At 69.4% G+C, this 19921-nt stretch carries 10 protein-coding genes; 7 read left to right on the top strand and 3 right to left on the bottom strand.

The window, feature by feature from the left end; genetic code table 11:
- The first annotated feature begins 1 nt into the window (after position 1).
- Positions 2-1777, top strand: coding sequence for a hypothetical protein (locus ACH4TG_RS07940; RefSeq protein ID WP_398241309.1), 1776 nt, complete (start codon positions 2-4; stop codon positions 1775-1777).
- 189 nt (positions 1778-1966) lie between these two features.
- On the opposite strand, the gene ACH4TG_RS07935 is transcribed toward ACH4TG_RS07940, so the two are convergent.
- Together ACH4TG_RS07935 and ACH4TG_RS07930 are read right to left on the bottom strand one after the other, a co-directional pair.
- On the bottom strand, positions 1967-4825 hold the full coding sequence (locus ACH4TG_RS07935; protein ID WP_398241308.1) for a family 78 glycoside hydrolase catalytic domain: 2859 nt from the start codon (positions 4823-4825) through the stop codon (positions 1967-1969).
- A complete protein-coding gene (locus ACH4TG_RS07930) occupies positions 4717-6297 on the bottom strand; it encodes a hypothetical protein (protein ID WP_398241307.1) in 1581 nt (526 codons plus the stop codon). Before ACH4TG_RS07930 ends, ACH4TG_RS07935 begins: the two co-directional genes overlap by 109 nt.
- A gap of 483 nt (positions 6298-6780) precedes the next feature.
- Between ACH4TG_RS07930 and ACH4TG_RS07925 the strand changes: the two genes are divergently transcribed.
- Positions 6781-7947: an SGNH/GDSL hydrolase family protein gene (locus ACH4TG_RS07925; RefSeq protein WP_398241306.1), complete on the top strand. Its 1167-nt coding sequence runs from the start codon at positions 6781-6783 to the stop codon at positions 7945-7947.
- A gap of 110 nt (positions 7948-8057) precedes the next feature.
- Here ACH4TG_RS07925 and ACH4TG_RS07920 read toward each other — a convergent pair whose 3' ends face one another.
- On the bottom strand, positions 8058-9560 hold the full coding sequence (locus tag ACH4TG_RS07920) for an arabinose isomerase (protein WP_398241305.1): 1503 nt from the start codon (positions 9558-9560) through the stop codon (positions 8058-8060).
- 278 nt (positions 9561-9838) lie between these two features.
- On the opposite strand from ACH4TG_RS07920, the gene ACH4TG_RS07915 reads away from it, so the two are divergent.
- From ACH4TG_RS07915 to ACH4TG_RS07895, 5 genes are all read left to right on the top strand, one after another.
- Positions 9839-13864 (top strand): glycosyl hydrolase, encoded by a 4026-nt coding sequence (locus ACH4TG_RS07915; RefSeq protein WP_398241304.1) that lies wholly within the window; start codon positions 9839-9841, stop codon positions 13862-13864.
- Complete coding sequence (locus ACH4TG_RS07910; RefSeq protein ID WP_398241303.1) at positions 13861-14868, top strand: LacI family DNA-binding transcriptional regulator; 1008 nt, start codon at positions 13861-13863, stop codon at positions 14866-14868. Before ACH4TG_RS07915 ends, ACH4TG_RS07910 begins: the two co-directional genes overlap by 4 nt.
- 179 nt (positions 14869-15047) lie before the next feature.
- Positions 15048-15488, top strand: a complete 441-nt coding sequence (locus ACH4TG_RS07905; RefSeq protein WP_398241302.1) for an Lrp/AsnC family transcriptional regulator — start codon at positions 15048-15050, stop codon at positions 15486-15488.
- 65 nt (positions 15489-15553) lie between these two features.
- Complete coding sequence (locus tag ACH4TG_RS07900; protein WP_398241301.1) at positions 15554-18541, top strand: aminotransferase; 2988 nt, start codon at positions 15554-15556, stop codon at positions 18539-18541.
- Positions 18541-19872 carry a flavin monoamine oxidase family protein gene (locus ACH4TG_RS07895; RefSeq protein WP_398241300.1) on the top strand — a complete coding sequence of 444 codons (1332 nt, stop codon included), beginning with the start codon at positions 18541-18543 and terminating at the stop codon, positions 19870-19872. Before ACH4TG_RS07900 ends, ACH4TG_RS07895 begins: the two co-directional genes overlap by 1 nt.
- The last annotated feature ends 49 nt before the right edge of the window (positions 19873-19921 follow it).

The raw sequence follows: 19921 nt of genomic DNA, 5'->3' as shown, positions 1-19921 counted from the left end.
CATGCCAGACCAACGTGATACGGCCCTGGGAATCCTCGAAGCCGGAGTGGACAGCTTCCGTGACCACCTCCAGGACTCCGGCGAGCTCCACGACCCCTGCTTCGGAGAACCCACGCAGTACGGCACCGCCTACCACGCCTACGGCAACGCCGTCCTCGCCCTGCTCGGCCCGCCCGAAGGACGACCGGACCGTCTGGAACGGGCGGTCCGCGGCATCACCGCGGCCCTCGGCCATACCGCCGACCCCGAACTCCCCGCGTGCGCCTCTACCTTCGACCGCACCACCGGCAGCGTGACCGGCCGTGTGAACCACCGCGACTTCACCTGGCCTCCGATCCTGAAGACCCTGCGGATACTGCCGCGTATCGGCGCCGACGCCGACACCGTACGCGCCCTTCGGGAACAGGCCGCCGCCGTCGACCCGGAGAAGTCCTTCAAGTTCCGCCCACCGCTCAACTGGGCGGCGGTCTGGCTCCGCGGTGAATGGATCCGCTACCGGGAGGGGCTGTCCGGGTACACCCGGGAGGACATCGACCGGCTGATCGCGGTGTTTTTCGAGGAGCTCATCGACCTCGAACGCGGCTTCTACGCCGAGCCCGGACTTCCCAATTCCTACGACCTGTTCACCCGCGGCCACCTCGCCGAGATCCTCACCGACGGCTACGACGGCGAGCTGCGGCCCGTCCTCGCCCGGCTGCTGGAGACCGGACTGCGCCGCTCGCTCGACATGCAGCTCTCCGACGGGTCGATGGCCTCCGCGCACCGGAGCACCGGGCAGAGCTGGACCGTCGGTCAGCAGGCGGCCTTCTTCACCCTCGCCGCGGGCTGGTTCGCAGGCGACGGCGGCGACCAGGACCTTGCCGGGGCCGCCCGCGCCGCCGCCGATCGCGCCGTCCACCTGCTGGGCCAACGCCAGCGTGCCGGCGGTCCGTTCAGCCCCGTCGACAACGTGCTGCCGGCTGAGTTGCGCGTCGGCTACGAGATCTACACCGCCGACGCCCACTACTCCTCGCTGGCCCTCGCCTTCCTCGCCGACGCCCTGATGGACGGCTACGGCGGTCCCGGATGGCCTGGGGATCCGGCGCCGGCGCTCGACGCCCGCGAGGCGGTACGCGTCGAAGGGGCACCGATCTTCCGGACGGTCGCGCACCGGGGATGCGTCAGCGTCCACCTGGACGGCGACCCGGCCGAGTCGTACGACGCCTTCGGCATCGCCGACCTCGTCTTCGGCCCCGGCCGCAGCCTCGGCTTCGGCGTGGCGCAGGCCACCGTCGAGGCCGGCAAGGCGGCCATCGGCCTCGCACTGCGCGCCGGCCCGGGCCGGCAGCCCCTGGAGGTGCTCTCCGCGCGTCGCCACACCCCGTGTGTCCCGGTATTCTCCGAGCCAGAGGCGGCGCTCGTCCTGGACACCGGGATCCCCGCCACCGACCGCGCACCCGCCCGCCGCCACCGCCTCGCCGTCCGCCTGCTCACGGACGGGCGCAAAGGCATCGAAGTCGAGGAATCGGTGCCCGGTGCGAACGCGCACCCGACCCTCTTGGTCCCGTACCCGGCCGACATCGGCGCACCCGACCGCACGACTGTCGAGCGCCTGCCCGACGGTGTGCGCCTGCGTCTGGCCGACGAGACCGTGGAGATCCGGGTGGACGGCGGTATCGCCGACGTCGCCGTGGTCCCAGCCGGCTGGGAGGGCCGCCGCGGGCTGTACGGTCTTGCCCGACTCGATCTGCCCGGCCCGGCGGACACCGTCCGCTACTGGATCACCGCGACCGGCTGATCACGGGTTCCACGTCTCCTGCCGGGCGCCCGCGCTGGAGCCGATCGCGTTGACGGACCCCGCCGGCGCCGGCCATGCGGCAGGCTTCGGCGGAGGCCCGGCGGGTGTATCGGGTTCCGTTGCCGGACGGTTGACGTCGCACCCTTGACGCCACCGAGCAGCGATCGGCGTGGAACCGCCGGTCACTGCTCACTCGTGCCGTACGTCGAGCACCAACCGGTGACGCCCCGCTCGTAGGGTCATAGCCGTTCGGCCTTGGTGAACTCCGTACCCGCAGGCGGTGGGCTCAGCGCCGTCGCGGTGGGACTCCCGGGTGCCGGGCGGCAGAATGAAGAGCCCCGACGCTCCGCCGGGAACCTCGACGTCCGCGATGAACAACGAGCGATCCGTGTCGAGTTCCCAGCGGATCGCGGCCACCCCGTAACGGGTCTTCATCTCCGCCTGCGCCCAGGTCAGTCCGCCGCCCGGGACAGGGGCGAACACGATCCTGCGGTAGCCGGGGGCCTCGGCGTCGGGCGCCAGCCCCGCGACGGAGCGAAAGAGCCACGCTGCGACGGCTCCATAGGCATAGTGGTTGAAGGACATCATGGACGCTCCGTCGTCCAGGTCACCGGCGTGGATGGTGCCTGACTCATCCAGGGCGTCCCAACGCTCCCAGATCGTCGTCGCGCCTTGGCGGACCTGGTGCAGCCAACCCGGGCATCGATCGTTGAGCAGCAACCGGTACGCCTGCTCGTGCTGTCCCGCCGCTGTCAGCGCCGGCAGCACCAGGGGGGTGCCCAGGAAGCCGGTGGAAATGCGTCCCTGGGAGGTCCGTACCAGGTCCGCCAGCCGCTCTCCGATCTTTGCGCGATCTTCCTGTGGCGCGATGCAGAACTCCAAGGCGAGGGCACAACCGGTCTGCGTGCCGAGGGCCTCGTCGGCGAAGCGTGCCCACGCTGCCCCGGCCGCGGCGTCGCCGATTCCCGCGTAGCGCTCGGCGTCCTGGTCGCGGCCGAGGAGCAGCGCCACACGGGCGAGGAGCCGAGCGCTGTGGGCGAAGGAGGAAGTCGCCACGAAAGGCGTCGGTGTCGTTGCCTCGTAGGGGCGCTCGGACGGCGCACCAGGGTCCAGCCAGTCACCGAAGTGGAACCCGCTCGACCATATGCCGTCGCCGTCCAACTGCCGCCGGCTCCACTCCACCCACCGCGACATCGAGTCGTAGTGCCGCGCCAGCACGTCCACGTCGCCGTACGCCTCGTAGAGCGCCCAGGGCACGATCACTGCGGCATCCGCCCACCCGGTGCTGCCGAACTCGAAGTCGCTTCCGTCCACCAGGTGCAGCACGTCGGGAACGACGTTGGGGACGCAACCGTCCGCTCGCTGCTCCACCGCCAGATCCCGCAGCCAGTTGCGCAAGAACGACCGCGAGTCGGCGATGTGGCAGGCCGTAGCGGCGAAGACCTGGATGTCCCCGGTCCAGCCCAGGCGCTCGTCACGTTGGGGGCAGTCGGTGGGAAGCGACAGGAAGTTGCCCCGTTGGGACCACAGGACATTGTCGAAGAGCCTGTTGACGGACTCCTCGGAGCAGGAGAAAGCGCCCGTGACGGAGAGGTCCGAAGCCACCACGACAACCTCGACCTCGCCGATCGTCACACCGGGATCGAAGGTGATGTCGGCGTAGCGGAATCCGTGGACGGTGAATGCAGGGCTGAGGACCGTCGCGCGCTCATCGGCCAGGACGTACGTGTCCGTGGAAGTGGCGCCCCTCAGCGCGGCGGTGTGGAGTTCGTCGTTCCCGTCGACGACTTCCGCATGCCGGACGACCACCTTGGCGCCGCGCATGCCCGCGGCGGTGATGCGGACGTAGCCCGTGAGGTTCTGTCCCGCGTCGACCCGTATCCGCTGCGAACGGGCGGCGAGGCCAGGCGATCGGGTCTCGATCACACGGACGGCGGGCATGGCTCGCTGCTCGAGCCCTGCGGGGAGGTCCAGGGTGACAACCGGGGCCCATGCGCTGTCGTCGAAACCCGGGAGTTGCCACCCGTCCTGGCGGTTCCGCAGGTCGATGGCGCTTCCTTCGTACAGACCCGCCGAGGCGATCTCGCCCGTGGACGCCCGCCAGGCGTCGTCCGTGGACACCGCGAGCCGTTCCCCGTCGTCCAGAACGACTTCGAGTTGGGCGATCAGCGCGGTGGCGTCCCCGTAGACGTTGCGGTGCGACTCCCAGGTGAGCGTGCCCCGGTACCATCCGTCCCCGACCGTCGCACTGATCACGTTGGCGCCGGGTTCGAGCATCCGCGTCACGTCATAGGTGGAGTAGAGCAGCCGGTGCCCGTAGCTGGTCCAGCCTGGTTCCAGCAGGTCCTCGCTGACGGCCACCCCGTTCAGGCGGGTGTCGTGCACTCCCAGCGCGGTCACATACAGGCGGGCGGATCGCCAGTTCGGAGGGACCCGGAACTCACGGCGGAACATCGGCGCAGGCCCCGCTGTGCGGCGGCCGATGTCGGATCCCAGCGCGATGGGGCGAGCCGACCAGTCCCCCTGCTCCAGCAGCGCCGCCTCGACATGCGCAGGGCCGCTCCATCCCGTCCATCCGCGATCGGTGCGGACCCGCACCCGCCACCAGCGCACCTCCCTGCTGAGCAGCGGGGGCCCGGGCATCTGGATGTCGTGACTCCGGTCGCTCGACACCGTGCCGCTGCTGACCACACCCGTGCGGAAGCCGTCATCGGCGGCCCACTGGACTTCGTAGCCGCGCTGCGAGAACGAGGGATCTTCCGCGCTCAACCGCCAGGCCAGCAAGGGTCTGCCGGCACCCGTTGCAACGAGGCCCGCATCATCGGCCGTGGCGAGTTCGACGATCTCCACGGTCGTATCGGCATCGTGAGAATCCTCAGGCTCGACTGGGGTGGTCATGAAGGAACGGAGCTCCGTTCTGCGACAGATGGGTGAGAACGTCAGGTCCGGGGGACCGATGCGATGGCGTCCAGGCGCAGCGGCCTGCCACTGTTCTGTATCTCGGCCAGGGTCGGGCAGATCCAGCCGCCTTCGTCGAACTCGTTCCACGCGTAGATCAGAACAGTGTTGGCCGGCGTGTTCGCCGTGTGGGTGTTGCTCCAGCTGACGGCTCCGCCGAGGTGGGTCGCGATTTCACCGGGCGTCGCCTGCTGGGCCCAACTGTTCGCGAACGTCGAGTAGTCGGGCTCCCAGGAGACCGGGTAGTCGTATCGGGGCCGCTCGTCCCATCCGGTGGTCACGGTGGGAACGACCTGCCCGGCCGCGGTCGCGTAGTCGGACCACTGGGCGGTTTCGGACGCAGCGAGCGAGGAATACGCAGCCCCGTTCCCGGCTCCGGTCGCGTACCGGCTGACGGCGTCAGCGCCGACCGCGGTCTTCAGGGCGCCGGCGCTCGGCGCGGTCCACCCCATGACCACGATGTACGGATCCGGTACCCCTGCCTCGGTGGCCTTGGCCCTCATCTTGGTGACCTGGTCGGCAGTGGGGGCGGAGAAGAAGTAGACCAGCGGGCGGCCACTGAGTACCTTCTGGTAATTCGTCTCGCCGAAATGTGACGCCAGCTCTGCAAGGTTCGCATCGAACGCCGAGAGGAAATTGCCGTCCGCGATGGCACACCAGTTGACGTCGTCCTTGTACGCGCTGGACAAATACAGCTCCCTGCCCTGCGCCAACGGCTCCTGGGGGTAGTACACGAAGGCCCAGTAGTCGATGCCCGCCGCAGCCGCGTAGTGAATCTCCTGGTCCATGACGCCCTGGCTGGCCCCATCGCTGTTCACCGACTCGGTCACCTCGACGCTGACGTTGTCGATGTACAGATCCGACGTCAGCGTCTCGTTGGTGCGGAGGGTCAGGCTGTCGAACGTCGGCGCGGACACGAGCAAGGCTGCGTGGCTGACCCTGCGCACCCCGTCGACGAAGATGTCCACCCACGGCGCGGACTCCTGCGGCGGCGCCGGATCAGCGATCACCTTCAGCGCATACCAGGTGTCGTCGGCAATGGCCTGGATGACATTCCAGCTCCCGTCGGGTGCGCGGTACACCAGTTGCTTGCCCGTGGCATCCACCCGAGTCGCGATGTCGACGACCGCACTCGATCCGGCAACCAGCAGCGCTCGGGACCACTTGCCGGCGACCGTCTCCTTCCACTCCCACTCGACCGTCAGAGCCCTGTTCTGGGGAGTGAACGTGTGCGTCATCGACGCCATGTCCGACCCGGAAGCGTCATGCAGGTACACGCACTTGCCACCGCCGTCCGGCCTGGCGGCCACCGCTACGGTGGTTGCACTCGGCGCCGACACACTCCACCCCGACGGGGCAGCCCCTGTCGTGTCGCTGTCGAAGCCCTGATCCACCAGCACGCGACCAGGCACGGTGATGTCGGCGTAGTACGGCAGCCGGAACTGATACTCCTGCGGAGACAGCGTCCGGTTCACCGTGCTGCCGACGTGGTACTCACCGCCCACCCACGCGTCCCATCGAATCGCGCCGACCAATGTTCGAGCGGAACGCGCGTCCGGCATGCCAGCCGCCGTCGCACCCTTCGTTCGAAGACCCAGCACTGCCGCACCCGATACCGCCGCCGCCACCTTCAACGCACCACGGCGGCTGAGCCCGTCCGCTCCTGAACCCGTTCCACGAGACATAGCGCAACCTCCAACGATGAGACGCACCTCGTACGTGTACGCAGCCACCTCAGGGAAATGATCCGCCGGCACAAGGCGACCTCGAACCGGTGACTCCGCGCCAAGGACACTAGCCCCTCGTCGCAGCCCGGCCACTGGCACCGAATTGGGCAAAACCTGGAGGATGTTGACTGATCCACCTCGATCCTCGAAGCGGCGCTGCAGGGTGGAGCGGAGCCAGGAAATATCGTCCGGTATTCGGACAACATAGTCCAAGGACTAGCAGGAGGCCGGTCGTTACCGTTCCCTTGGGCCGAACGAGCCGAAGAAGGCACGTTCGTCAACACCCTGAGCCCAAAACGCATCGAAGGAGGCGGCGGTATGTCCGAACGGGATTCCGAGGTCATGGGGAGAGGTGCCGGCAGGATCGACAGGAGGGCGCTCCTCAGAGCAATTCCGATCGCAGCGGGCGGGATCATCCTGGGTACGTCGCATCGCGCGGTCGCAGCGGCGAGCCCCAGTGGCGGCAGCCTCCCGGCAACACTGCTCGACACGCAGCCGACTCTTCACGCAGATGGTTCGGCCTCATACGCCAAGGGCTTGATCCCGGCGAGTGCCCATAATATCCAGTACTGGGGGCGCTGGAAGGAGCAAGCGAACGGATCCTTTTACGGGTACTTCGAAAGCGGTCTCGAGTTCCATTTCACTGGAACGTCTCTCTCCGTGACGCTTGAGGCGCCGTGCAGACTTCTCTACGCGGTGGACGGCGGCGCGTTCCAGCGCAACATCAACGCGAACGGTACGCTGACCATTGCATCAGGACTCCAGGAGGGGCTTCATTCAGTCAAGGTCTATTCGGAGTACCAGCAGTCCTTCCCGAAGATCGAGTACTTCAGGGTCGACCACGGCGCAAGCGTGCATCCGTGTGCCGGGAGGCCGACCATGGAGTTCATAGGCGACTCAATTTCAGTGGGATACATCGGGGCCGGACTGACCAATTCGCTGGGGAGCTCCTTCAGCTTTAAGACGCCTGAGCTCCTGGGTTTTTCCCACAATACTGTTGCGTTCGGCGGGATAGCGGTGGCCGCGGGGTCAGGCGGGCCGGACTCGTCAGGGATGGTGAGCCGTTACACCAAGCTGTCGGAATACGTTCCGGGCGAATCGGCCGTACCGGAATGGGACACCTCGGAATACGTACCGGACTACGTCGTCATCAATCTCGGCACCAATGACCCTTCAACAGGCACAAAGGCGCCGAATTTCAAGCCTGCGTATGCGACGTTCCTCGAGAATCTGCGAACGTACTATCCTGAAGCGGTGATTTTTGCCATGTCACCATTTAATACCGCTCACAGAAACGAGATCTCTGAGACCGTAAGCGCGAGAAACGCTGCCGGAGACGCGAAGGTGACGTACGTCGACACCACTGGGTGGATCGATACGGCGACCGAGACGACCGACGGCACGCATCCGACCGTCGCCGCTCACGACAAGATCTCGGTCAAGCTGGCGACATCGATGCAGAACCACTTGGATCCGGGGCGTTGAGGTCGGGGCCGGCGGTGGTTCACCGGGCGCTGTGTCGCTCGGCTCAGCAACTGGCCTTCTTGCCCTCCGCGCCGAAGACCTCCGGACCGGGCCGACGCGTGATCCGTGAGTCACACCTGCCGGAAGGGCACCCCCATCAGGTGGGCGGCCGCCTTGTAGTCGGCAGCGCGGTGGCCGGTGGACAGGGCCCAGTGGTGCCCGATGCCCGTCTCGCTCCAGGCGTCCACCCATTCGCCGGGGTCGCGGCCGAAGTCGACCCGGCTGGTGGTGTTGCCGATCTCCAGCAGCGGCCCGGGTACGGTCACCCCCTCCGAGGCGATGAACACCAAGGTGCCGTCCTGATCCTGACCGATACCGAAAGCGGTGACCGGGCCGTGTCTGACGTCGAACTCCACGGAGACACCCCATCCGCGCTTGCCGTGGTAGACACCCAGTCCCCGCAGCAGCGGATCCCGTGCGCTCACCGCCAGATGCGCCGGACCATCGTGCCCCATCTCGACCACGCCGTCGGAGAAGTTGAGCGCCTGGATCTCGGTGAACGAGCCTCCCGCCCCCAGGCTCTCGGACACCAGCTGCGCGACCGATGTACGCAGTTCGAATTCGCCGGCGGCCGGAATGCCGCGTGCGGTCAGCAGCGACGCCCCCAGGATCATTCCCGCGCCGAGCCGTTCGTGCTGCTCGCCGCCGAGTCCGCGGTGGTAGTAGGCGAGTGTGGTCAGCCCGAAGTCCTCGGCCAGCCGGTCGAGTCCGACGGAGACCCTGGCCCCCCAGGCGAAGTCCTCCGCCACCACGGAGTCGTCGAGGGTGAAGATCTCCCGGGCCAGGTCCATCCGCTCCTCGGCCTCCGCATCCGTGACAGCGGCGACCCGCACCCGCAGATCGTCGAACTCGAGAACCTCGACATGCGAGCCGAACTGAGCGGACAGCAGCGTCATGTCGGTCGAGACATCGAGCATCCCGGGGTACAGATGGCCCATCAGGCCATGGCGGGCGTGCCGCAGCGCCGCTCGGACCTTCGCCGCGGCGACCCACTGCTCGATGCGTCGCCAGGCGTTGGGGTCGCGCAGCCAACCCGACACGGAACGGAACGGGATGCCCGCGCGGCGGAAGACGTTGCCCACCTCGGGGACGGGGCACTGCCCGCAGTAGGCCAGCCACGCGCCCGTGTCGAAGGACGCGTGGTCCATCCGCTCCGTCGGCTGGAGATCGATCACCAGGACCGGGGTCCCCGAACGCTGCGCGATCGGCAGGACCATCGACGACGTCAGGTAAGTGGCCAGGAACACCACGATCAGGTCGCAGTCCGCTCGGCGCAGCCGCTCGGCGGCGGTTTCGGCCTCGCGGGCGTCCGATATGAAGCCGACGTCGGTCACCTCCGCGTCCAGTGCCTCGAACCGCTCGGTGACGTAACGGGCCGACTCCCGCAACTGCGGGAGCAGGTCAGGGAACTGGGGCCAGTAGGCGCCGAGGCCGCCTGCCACCAGGCCGATCCGGGCCGCCCTGCGCGGTGCGGGCGGGAGAAGCCTGCGCAGAGCGGCCACCCGGTGCGCTGCGTCGGGGGTCCGGTCCGGTTCGGTCGCATCGACCCTGAGCGCTGATTCCTTCGGAGTCATCGGGGCTGTGCCTTCCTTCAGCGGATGCGCGACGGCGCCTGAACGCACGAGAGCGGTGACACTGAGCAATGGCAGTGACTGTAGAGCCGATTGGAACGTTTTTTCAAGACGCTGGAACTCCTTCCTGTCGCCGGGCGCGAAGGGGGATGAGGCACGCAAATCGCGCATGAAGCAGGTGATCGAGGGCTGGTACAAGCCACATCCGACGCGTACGGTGACGACGGTAAAATCGTTCCAATTCCTTGAGTGTCCGAAGTCAGCGAGAGGACCGCGGCACTGTGCTCTCACGCACCCTCACCGAGTTGTTCCGGAACCCGCCCCGCGACTTCGGTCCGACGCCGCTGTGGTGGTGGTCGGGCGCCAAGGTCACCCGGGAACGGCTCGAGTGGCAGATGCGCAGGTTCGCTGCGGGTGGCATCCACAACCTTGTCGTGATCAACCTGGCCCCGGCGGGGCCCGCGTTCGGTGCCAAGGCCGACGATCCGGCCTGGTTCAGCGAGGAGTGGTGGGCGCGGTTCAGCGACACCTGCGAGATCGCGCAGCGGCTCGGCATGCGGCTGTGGTTCTACGACCAGGTGGGCTTCTCGGGCGCCAACGTCCAGGGCGGCATCACCCACCGACACCCGGAGGCGGCCGGCCAGGCGCTGCGCTGCCGTGACGCGGTCGTCACCGGCGGTCGGGTCGACCTGCTGGGCACCGAGACACTGATCGGCGCGTACGGGGCGGACGGCAGCCGGCTCCAGGTCGCGGACACCTCCGACGGCACCGAGGTCCTGCTGGTCACCTCCGTCCCGACGGCCTTCGACTACCTGGACCCGCACGCCGTCGGTCTCCTGATGGACACCGTCCACGGAGAGTACGAACGCCGCGTTCCGCAGCATCTGGGCAACGTCATCGCCGGAAGCTTCCAGGACGAGCTGCCCGCCACCAACTCCTGGACGTCCCGCTTTCCTTCGGAGTTCACGGCCCGCCGGGGCTACGACCTCCTCGACCACCTGCCCGCTCTGTTCCGGCTCGGCGGCCGGCAGGCCGCCAAGGTGCGCACCGACTACTACGGCGTCCGCGCCGAGCTGACCGAGGAAGCGCTCTTCAAGCCGCTCGGCCGATGGCACGACAGCCGCGGCATGCTGCTGGGCGCAGACCAGAGCAACCCGGCGCGGGCGGGACACCCCACGCAGTCCACGCAGCTCTACACCGACTACTTCCGCACCCACCGCTGGTACAGCGCCGCGGGCAGCGACCACGAAGGCGACGCGAAGATCCACTCGTCGATGGCCCACCTCTACGGCCACGAGCGGGTGTGGATCGAGGCGTTCCACTCCTCCGGCTGGGGCGGGACGCTGGAGGACACGTACGACTGGCTGCTGCCCTTCCTGCGCAGCGGCGCCAACCTGTACAACCCGCACGCCAGTTACTTCGGCACAGCGGGCGGCTGGTTCGAATGGGCACCCCCGTCGACCGACTGGCGCCAGCCGTACTGGAAGCAGTACCCGGCCTTCTCCCAGGCCGTCTCCCGCATCGCATCGATCATGTCGTGGGGAACGTACAGCGCCGGTGTCGCCGTCCTGCACCCGACCACCACTGCGCAGGCGCTGCTGCCGCTGGACCTGCCCGTCGACCACTTCGGGGACGGGCAGGCCGGCGGCGCGCACACGGACCTGGACGAGACGCAGCGCCACTACCTGCAGTTGTGCGGCACCAACAACTGGTTCCACACCCGGATCGGTGAACTGGACCGGCAGCGGGTGGCCTTCGACGTCATCGACGACGACTCGGTCCAGCGTGCCGACGTCGCCGACGGCACGCTGCAGGTGGCCGGACTGCGGTTCTCCGCGGTCCTGCTGCCCTCCGCGAGCGTGCTCGAGACGGCCACGGCCCGGCAACTCGTCGCGCTGCTCGATGCCGGCGGCCGGGTCGTGGTCGTCGGCCGGCTGCCCGCCTTCGCGGCCGGGACCGGCGGAGACGATTCCGTGGTCACCGCGCTGGCCGCCCACCCGCGCCTTGAGCGTGTCGCCGACCCCGAGTCCGGCGCCAGGTCCGTGGCCGGCCGCTTCGACCACGCCACCGGCGATGTTCCCCTCCTGGTCCGCCGCCGGGGAAACGAGGCCGTCGCCCTGGTCACCGGAGCGTTCCCCAACGCCAGCGGCCATCCGCTGCGCGATCCCATGACTCGGCAGTGGGAGGACTTCGACTTCGACCCGGCGCGCTATGCCGGAATGTCGTCGGTCGAGGTGAACGCCGTCGTGGCGGAAGCGGAGGTCTGGGACCCGGCCACCGGCGTACGTCGGGCCGTCCCGGTCACGGTGTCCGGGCAGCGCTCCAGGATCGAGGTGCCGGTGAACGGGGCTCCCGCTGTCATCGTCGCCTGGCGAGAAGGCGAGGCGTCGACCGCGGAGCCCACGCCTGCGGCACCCGCTCCGGCGGCCGTCACGACCGACATATCCACGGGCTGGCGCGGCCGGCTCGTCCCGACCATGGACAACACCTGGGGTGACATGGCGCTGCCCGCCGCGTCGCCCATCGAGGACCTGCAGATCTGGAACTTCCGATGGTCCGAGGGGCCCGCAGGTCACCCGGCGCAGACCGCGCGGGCGACCTACGGCAATCGCGTCCGGGTACTCTCCCCGGTCCCGGTCGGGCAGGCACCGGACCCGCTGGACCGCGACGCCGTCGCCCGCGTCCTCGCCGGGCAGGCGCCGCTGGCCGGCGACGCAGCCGGATGGGAGGTCTCGGTCCACTCCGCCTGCCGGGGCGTGGCTGATCCCGGTTACGGCACCCTCGGCCACAAGGGCTTCGTCGGCGAGGAGTTCGTTCGCCTCCGCATGCCGACGGACGGCACGGTTGCCCGGGTCCGGGCCATCGTCGAGACGGACCGGCTCGGCGCCGCCGACCTCCACGTCGGCGCCGCGGCCGGCAAGCGCCTGTGGTGGAACGGCGTGGAACTCCCCACCGGCAGCGGCTATCTGACCACGGTCCGCATCGACGTCGACCAGCCGCTGAACGTCATCGAGTACGAACTGTTCGATGCGGACGTCCGGACCGGGCTCGCCGCGGACGCCGACGCCGAACCGCTCGGCAGCTACTTCTGCCTGACCCGGCCCGGCACGTTCTCACCGCGGCCCCAGTTCATGCGCCTCCCGGATGGGGTACGGCCGTCAGGCAAGGCCACCTACCGTGCCCGCGTGCGTCTCGACCACGACGCCGCCGAGGCCGTCCTCGTCGTCGGCGCAGCCACCGGCGTCACCGTACTGCTGGACGGCGCCGCTGTGGCCCGGCAGGAGAAGGTCGAGTACTACGCGTCGGCCTGGGGCGCGACCCCGATGTTCTTCCGCCACGCCTTGCGGCTGCCGGCGGGCGACCATCTGCTGGAACTGGTCGCCGACAGTGTCCATGGCGGGGACGTGCTCTTCGTCGACATGGTCGCCCGTACGCGATCCGGAGCCGTCGCGCTGGTCAGCGGCGCCGGCTGGGAAGCCGAAACCGGCGACTGGCGGGGTACGGCGATCGAACACCGCGGCCGCTGGACGGAGTTGCAGCCGTGCTACGCCGCGACCCGACCGCACCCGCTGCACGACACCGCATGGCTGCACGGCGCTCCGGCCCTGGGCGAGACCGTGGACGCGGTGCGTGCCACCGACAACGCCCTGCCGCAGCAACAACGCCTGCGGGCCACCTTGCCCGCCGGCACGGTGGCGGTGGATCTACCGCTACGACTCGCTGCCGAGGTGATGCTGGACGGCACCCAGCGGCGGCTCGACGGCAGCGCACTCCACCTGGAACAGCCTCTCCAGGCGCCCGCGCTGATGGAGATCGTCACCGAGCCCACTGCTGCTCTCCGTGGCGGCAGCGCCCTGTCCGGACCGGTCACCGTCCGCATCGCCGAGGCCCCCGTCCCGCTGGCCGACTGGCACGGCATCGGGCTCGCGGGCTGGAGCGGAGGGTTGCGCTACTCGCGTACGGTGACGATCCCGCCCGGCCACGACCCGGCGGTACCGCCCGTACTCGACCTCGGCCGGGTACGCGGCTCCGTCGAGGTGGCCGTGGACGGGGAGAAGGCAGGCGAGGCCTTCTGCGCCCCCTACCGCTTCCCACTGCCGGGCACAGCCGGCCGCACGGTGCGCCTCGACGTGACGGTGTACAACACGCTGGCCCCGTACTTCAGCGAGGCCACCCCCACTGCCTGGACCTTTCCCTCGCAGCTCGTCTCGGGCCTGCTGGGCCCGGTTACCATCGTGACCGCACCGCCGTCGGCGGAGACGGCACACGTCGCCGGGACTCAGGCGATGGGAGGACGAGGGGCATGACGACCACCAGGCCGCCCGCGCGTATCCAGGACGTCGCGGCCGCCGCGGGCGTCTCCGTGTCCACGGTCTCCAACGTCCTCAACCGCCCCGAGCGCGTCACCGCCCGCACCGCCGACCGGGTTCGATCAGTGATCGCCGACCTCGACTATGTGCCGCACCCGGGGGCGGCCGGCCTGCGCAGCGGCCGCGCCTCGTCGATCGGGCTCGTCCTCCCGGACATCGTCAACTCCTTCTACGCACGGATCGCCCGGGGGGCGGCCGAGGCGGCGTACGAGCACGGCTTCTCGCTCGTCCTGTGCGACAGCGGCGATCACCCCGACCGGGAGCGCGACTACTTCGACATGCTCGCCGAACAGCGCGCGGTCGGCGTCGTGGTCGTCCCTCTCGGCGCGGACCCGGACCGCCTTGCCAGGCTGCGCCGGCGGGGCATCCCCTTGGTCCTGACCGACCGGAAGATGCCGCCGCAGGAGGGCTGTTCGGTCGCCGTCGACGACGTCACGGGCGGCCGTCTGGCAGTGGAGCACCTGCTGGACAGCGGCGCGCGCCACGTCCTCGTCGTCAACGGCGGTCGTGGCATCAGGCAGTGCGCCGATCGGTACCAGGGGGCTCGCCAGGCGATCCGCAGCCACCGTGGTGCCCGGCTCGACCAAGCCGTCGCCACGCAGATGACGGTCGCCGCGGGCGCCGCCGTCGCCCGCGACCTGAGCACGCTCCCGGACGCGGTGTTCTGCACGAACGAATTCCTTGCGGTGGGCGTGTGCCAGGGGCTGACGGAACGCGGCGTCCGCATCCCCGGCGACGTGCACGTGGTCGGTTACGGCGACCTGGACATCGCGACCCTGGCAGCCACCCCGCTGACCACCGTCCAGCAGCCGGTGGAAGACCTGGGTCGTACCGCAGTGCACCTGCTCATGGACGAGATCGAGGCCAGCGACGAACACGTCCACGAGACCCGCGTGTTCGTCCCTCGGCTCGTTCGCCGGGACTCGACCCGCCGAACATGATCTTGGAACGTTCTCCGGACCTGGCGGGGCGTGCAGGCGTGCCCACTTCTGCGGCGGCTCCCCAGCCGGGCGCCGGTGCGCGATTCCGTCGCTGAAACTCTTGATTCGAGCGTGGTAATCCCGGACCATGCTTGAATCGGCGGTAGGGCATGCTGCTTGCGGAAGACGGGAAGTGCTTCATGGACGACATCGACCGGGCCATCCTGCGGGAGCTACAGGTCGACGGCCGGATTCCGTATGCCGATCTGGGACCGAAGGTGGGACTGTCGCCGTCGGCCGCGCGACTGCGACTGCAACGGTTGGTCGACAGCAAGGCGGTCCAGGTCGTCGGGGTGACCGATCCGATGACCATGGGGCGGTCGACGATGGCGCTCCTGGGCCTGCGCGTCGACGGTGACTCCCGGGCGGTGGCCGACGAACTGTCCCGGCATGACGAAGTGGTGTACACGGTCCTGACTGCCGGTGGCTTCGATCTGTTCGTCGAGGTGGTGTGCGGCAACCCCGCTGAGGTCCTGGACTTCATCAACGACGTCGTACGGCCCATCGAGGGAGTCGCGTCCGTGGAGAACTTCCCGTACTTCGCGATTCACACCCACCGCTTCTTGTGGCACGTCGACTGAGGCACCCGTCGGTCCCGGCCCCGCCCATCCGCATCGTGCTCCACCCACCAGCCCGAGGACCCTGCATGCCGCACGACGCCCACCGCACGATCGACTTCTTCGCCGAAGGCTCGCTTCCCGCACCGCAGGTGACAGCGGCCGAGGCAGAGCGTATTGCTGCCGAACACCTGGACATCAGCGCGCACGCCAAGGCTTTGGGCAGCCAGCAGGACGCCAACTTCCTCCTGTACGCGGACGACGGGCCGGCCCTGGCGGTCCTGAAGATCGCACATCCGGCCTTCGGCCCGTTGGAGATCGAAGCCCAGGACACCGCCGCCGACCTGATCGCCGCGGCCCACCCGGAACTGCGCGTTGCCACCGTACTGCGCCGCCCTGACGGTGCCGCACGTCGCACAACCGTGGACACCCAGGACGGGCCGGTCATCGCGCGCCTGCTGGAGTACCTGCCCGGCGGGTCGCTCTCCGGCCCGCGGCACCTGTCCCCGCGCACGGTGGCGGCCATGGGCATGACCGCCGCCCAGGTGAGCACCGCGCTGCGGGACTTCCGGCACCCGGGGCTGGAGCGCGTGTTGCAGTGGGACCTGCGGTACGCCGACCGCGTCGTCGCCAAGCTGCTCGGGCACATCGAGGAGCCCCAGCGGCGTGCTTCCGTCGAAGCCGCGACAGCCGATGCGTGGACGCGGGTCCAGAAGCTCGCACCGGTGCTGCCGTCGCAGCCGGTTCACCTGGACCTCACGGACGACAACCTGATCCGTTCTCCCCTCAGCCGTCTGCCGATGCCCGACGGAGTCATCGACTTCGGCGATACGACCGTGAGTTGGGCGGTCAGCGAACTGGCCGTCACGATCTCGTCGATGCTCCACCACGATGGTGCCGAGCCGCATCACGTGCTGCCCGCCGTCCGGGCCTTCCACAAGCTGCGGCCGCTCTCGCCGGCGGAAGCGCAGGCGCTGTGGCCGCTCGTGGTGCTGCGGGCCGCCGGCCTGGTCGTCAGCGGGCGGCACCAGGCCGCTGTCGACGGGGACAACGCCTACGCCAGGGCCGCGCTCGACCGCGAATGGCGCATCTTCGAACAGGCCACGCTCCTGCCGGCTCCCGTGATGACCCACCTCGTCGAGGACGCGATCGGCCTGGCCGGTGATCCCGTTCGCGCCCAGGCGCCCCAGCAGCCGCTGCTGCGCGGCCTGGCGGACGCGGACCTGCATCTGCTCGACCTGTCCACGGACGCTGAGACGATGGACCGCGGCGCCTGGCTCGAAACGGATGCCGAGGACCGGCTGGCGGCCGCCGCGCTCGCCGCCGGCGCCGCCGCGGTGGCCACCCGGTATGCGCAGGCGCGGCTCACCGCGGCGCCTGCCCTGTCCGCCGTCTCTCCCGCGACCGTGGCCACGGGCATCGATCTGCGACTCGGCCGGGCCGGCACGCTGCAGGCCCCCGGCTCGGGACAGGCACTTACGGCGGTGCCTGGGCAGGTGCAGATCGCCTACGGCGCGCAGGTCCTGACGCTGTCCTTCCCCCCGCAGGTCCGACCGGCGGTCTCCCCGGGGGCGCTGATCCAGGCCGGGGACGACCTCGTCCGGCTCCCGGCCGGAGCCCTGGTCCATGTCGGCCTGCGCAAGGCCGACAGCCCACTCGTGCCGGCGCTGGTACGCCCCGAATACGCAGCGGGGTGGCTGGCGCTCACCGCAGACCCGTCCCCGCTCCTCGGCCTACCGGACAAGGGCTCCGAAGCGCCCGTGGACCTGCTCGACCGGCGCGACGCCGTGTTCGCCACCGTGCAGGAGCACTACTACGACGATCCGCCCCGCATCGAACGCGGCTGGCGGCACCATCTGCTGTCCACCGCCGGCCGCTCCTATCTCGACGGTGTCAACAATGTCACCCCGCTGGGCCACGCCCACCCCCGCGTCGAGCAGGCGGTCTCGCAGCAACTGCGGCGACTGAACACCAACTCGCGCTTCCACTACGCCTCGGTCGTCGAATTCACCGAGCGCCTTGCCGCCCTGCTGCCCGATCCGCTGGACACGGTGTTCCTGGTCAACTCGGGCTCCGAGGCGGTCGACCTGGGCATCCGTCTGGCCATCGGCGCCTCCGGACAGCCTGATGTCGTCGCGCTGCGCGAGGCGTACCACGGCTGGACCTACGCCTCCGACGCGGTCTCCACCTCACTCCAGGACAACCCCAACGCCCTTGCCACCCGCCCGGACTGGGTCCACACCGTGGACTCGCCCAACTCCTACCGCGGTCGGCACCGCGGGCCGGACGCGGTGTGTTACGCACCTGAGGCAGTTGCGGTGATCGACGAACTCGCCGCGTCGGGCCGCCCGCCAGGCGCGTTCCTCAGCGAGACCTTCTACGGCAATGCCGGGGGAGTGGCGCTGCCCGACGGGTACCTCGCCGAGGTGTACGCCGCGGTCCGCCGGCACGGCGGCCTGGCCGTCGCCGACGAGGTCCAGGTCGGCTACGGCCGGTTGGGCCACTGGTTCTGGGGCTTCGAACAGCAGCAGGCCGTCCCCGACATCGTCTGCGTGGCGAAGGCCATGGGGAACGGTCATCCCCTCGGCGCGGTCATCACCTCCAAGGCGGTTGCCGACCGCTACCAGGAGCAGGGCTACTTCTTCTCGTCCACCGGCGGCAGCCCGGTCTCCAGCGTCGTGGGTCTCGCCGTCCTCGACACCCTGCGCGACGAGGACCTCCAGGGCAACGCGGTTCGCGTCGGCGGCCACCTGCGGAGCCGGCTGCAGGAACTCGCCGACCGCCACGAGGTCATCGGCGCAGTCCACGGCTCGGGCCTCTATCTCGGCCTCGAACTCGTCCGGGACCGGAACACGCTCGATCCCGCCACGGAAGAGACCGCGGAGCTGTGCGAGCGGATGCTCGACCTCGGCGTGATAGTCCAGCCCACCGGCGATCATCTGAACATCCTCAAGATCAAGCCTCCGCTGTGCATCGACACCACCGCGGCCGACTTCTACGCCGACATGCTCGACCGGGCGCTCGACCAACTACGACACCCAGATCCGACCTCAGGACTCCTGGAAGGGAGAAGATGATGGACACCATCGTCGTCGGTGCGGGAATTGCCGGCATTACCGCGGCGCGACTGCTGCACGCCGCAGGACAACGTGTGGTCGTGCTGGAGGCGCGAGACCGCGTCGGAGGGCGGATTCGGACGGACCGCACGGCTGGATTCTGCGTGGACCGTGGCGCCTCATGGATCCATGGCCTCACCGGCAACCCCCTCACGGGACTTGTCGCCGCGCTGGCGATGGAGACACACGAGTTCACGGTGGGGAGTTTCCAGGCCGGCGGGCGGCCGATCGCCGACTATGACGAGTCGCGGCGCCTGCTGGACGACCAAGCGGCCCGGCAATGGACCGTCGATGTCGACACGGCAGATGACCTCTTCCAGACGACCATCGCGGATTCCGGTCACGACGAGAGCTACGCCGCCGCGGCCGAGCGCGCTCTCGCCAGAACGGGATGGGAACCCGAACGCGCCGAACGGGTCCGCGCGTTCTACCGGCATCGCACGGAGGAGCAGTGCGGCGCAGAGGCCGAAGAGGTCGCCGCCCACGCCCTCGACGAGGATGCCATCGAAGGTGACGAAGTGATCTTCCCCGGTGGCTACGACGTGCTTCCGCGGGCTCTCGCGGAAGGCCTTGACGTGCGTCTGGGAACGACCGTGACCGCCGTCACCAGGTCGGCCACAGGCGTGCGGGTCGACACGCAGGACGGCTCCTTCGAGGCGGCCCACGTGATCGTCACGGTGCCGTTGGGCGTGCTCAAAGCCGGGGCGATCGAGTTCACGCCCGCTCTGCCCGACTCCGTTGCGGGACCGATCGCCCGCCTCGGAATGGGCGTGTTCAACAAGGTCTTCCTCCAGTTTCCCGACCGGTTCTGGCAGGACGGCATCTACGCAATCCGGCAGCACGGCCAGGCGAGCGTCCCCTGGCATTCCTGGTACGACGTCTCCGCGGTGAGCGGCAAGCCGATGCTCCTGACCTTCGCCGGAGGTGCCTGGGGGCGGGAGATCGAGCAGAAGACGGACGAGGAGGTGGTCTCGTCGGTGCTCCACTCCCTCCGCAAGATCTACGGCGACCTTGTTCCCAGGCCGGTGGCGCACTGGATCACCCGGTGGGGCATCGATCCTCTCGCCCTCGGCTCGTACTCCTACGTCGCCGTCGGCTCCTCGCACGCCGATCATGACGCGATGGCAGGACCCGTTGACGGCGTTCTCCACTTTGCGGGAGAAGCGACGTGGGGGCGCGAGCCGTCCACCGTCCACGGTGCGCTCCACTCAGGCCATCGCGCCGCGGAGCGGATCCTCGGTTCGCCGATCTCCCTGGCCGGGCTCGCACAGGGCGTCAACCCTTCGAGGTGATGCAGCAAGGGCCAGCCGGTGACAAGCCTCGGCCGGGGCCCGGCCACCG

The sequence above is a fragment of the Streptomyces sp. NPDC020917 genome, assembly GCF_044333795.1.
Classification (GTDB): domain Bacteria; phylum Actinomycetota; class Actinomycetes; order Streptomycetales; family Streptomycetaceae; genus Actinacidiphila.
The sequence above is the reverse complement of the archived record's forward strand: the minus strand, read 5'-3'. Positions and strand labels throughout refer to the sequence as shown.

What these genes read in the sequence shown, in the direction of transcription:
- ACH4TG_RS07940 (WP_398241309.1), top strand. Translation starts at nt 2, where the DNA reads ATGCCAGACCAACGTGATACGGCCCTGGGAATCCTCGAAGCCGGAGTG.
- ACH4TG_RS07930 (WP_398241307.1), bottom strand. Translation starts at nt 6,297, where the DNA reads ATGCCGGACGCGCGTTCCGCTCGAACATTGGTCGGCGCGATTCGATGG.
- ACH4TG_RS07925 (WP_398241306.1), top strand. Translation starts at nt 6,781, where the DNA reads ATGTCCGAACGGGATTCCGAGGTCATGGGGAGAGGTGCCGGCAGGATC.
- ACH4TG_RS07920 (WP_398241305.1), bottom strand. Translation starts at nt 9,560, where the DNA reads ATGACTCCGAAGGAATCAGCGCTCAGGGTCGATGCGACCGAACCGGAC.
- ACH4TG_RS07910 (WP_398241303.1), top strand. Translation starts at nt 13,861, where the DNA reads ATGACGACCACCAGGCCGCCCGCGCGTATCCAGGACGTCGCGGCCGCC.
- ACH4TG_RS07905 (WP_398241302.1), top strand. Translation starts at nt 15,048, where the DNA reads ATGGACGACATCGACCGGGCCATCCTGCGGGAGCTACAGGTCGACGGC.
- ACH4TG_RS07900 (WP_398241301.1), top strand. Translation starts at nt 15,554, where the DNA reads ATGCCGCACGACGCCCACCGCACGATCGACTTCTTCGCCGAAGGCTCG.
- ACH4TG_RS07895 (WP_398241300.1), top strand. Translation starts at nt 18,541, where the DNA reads ATGGACACCATCGTCGTCGGTGCGGGAATTGCCGGCATTACCGCGGCG.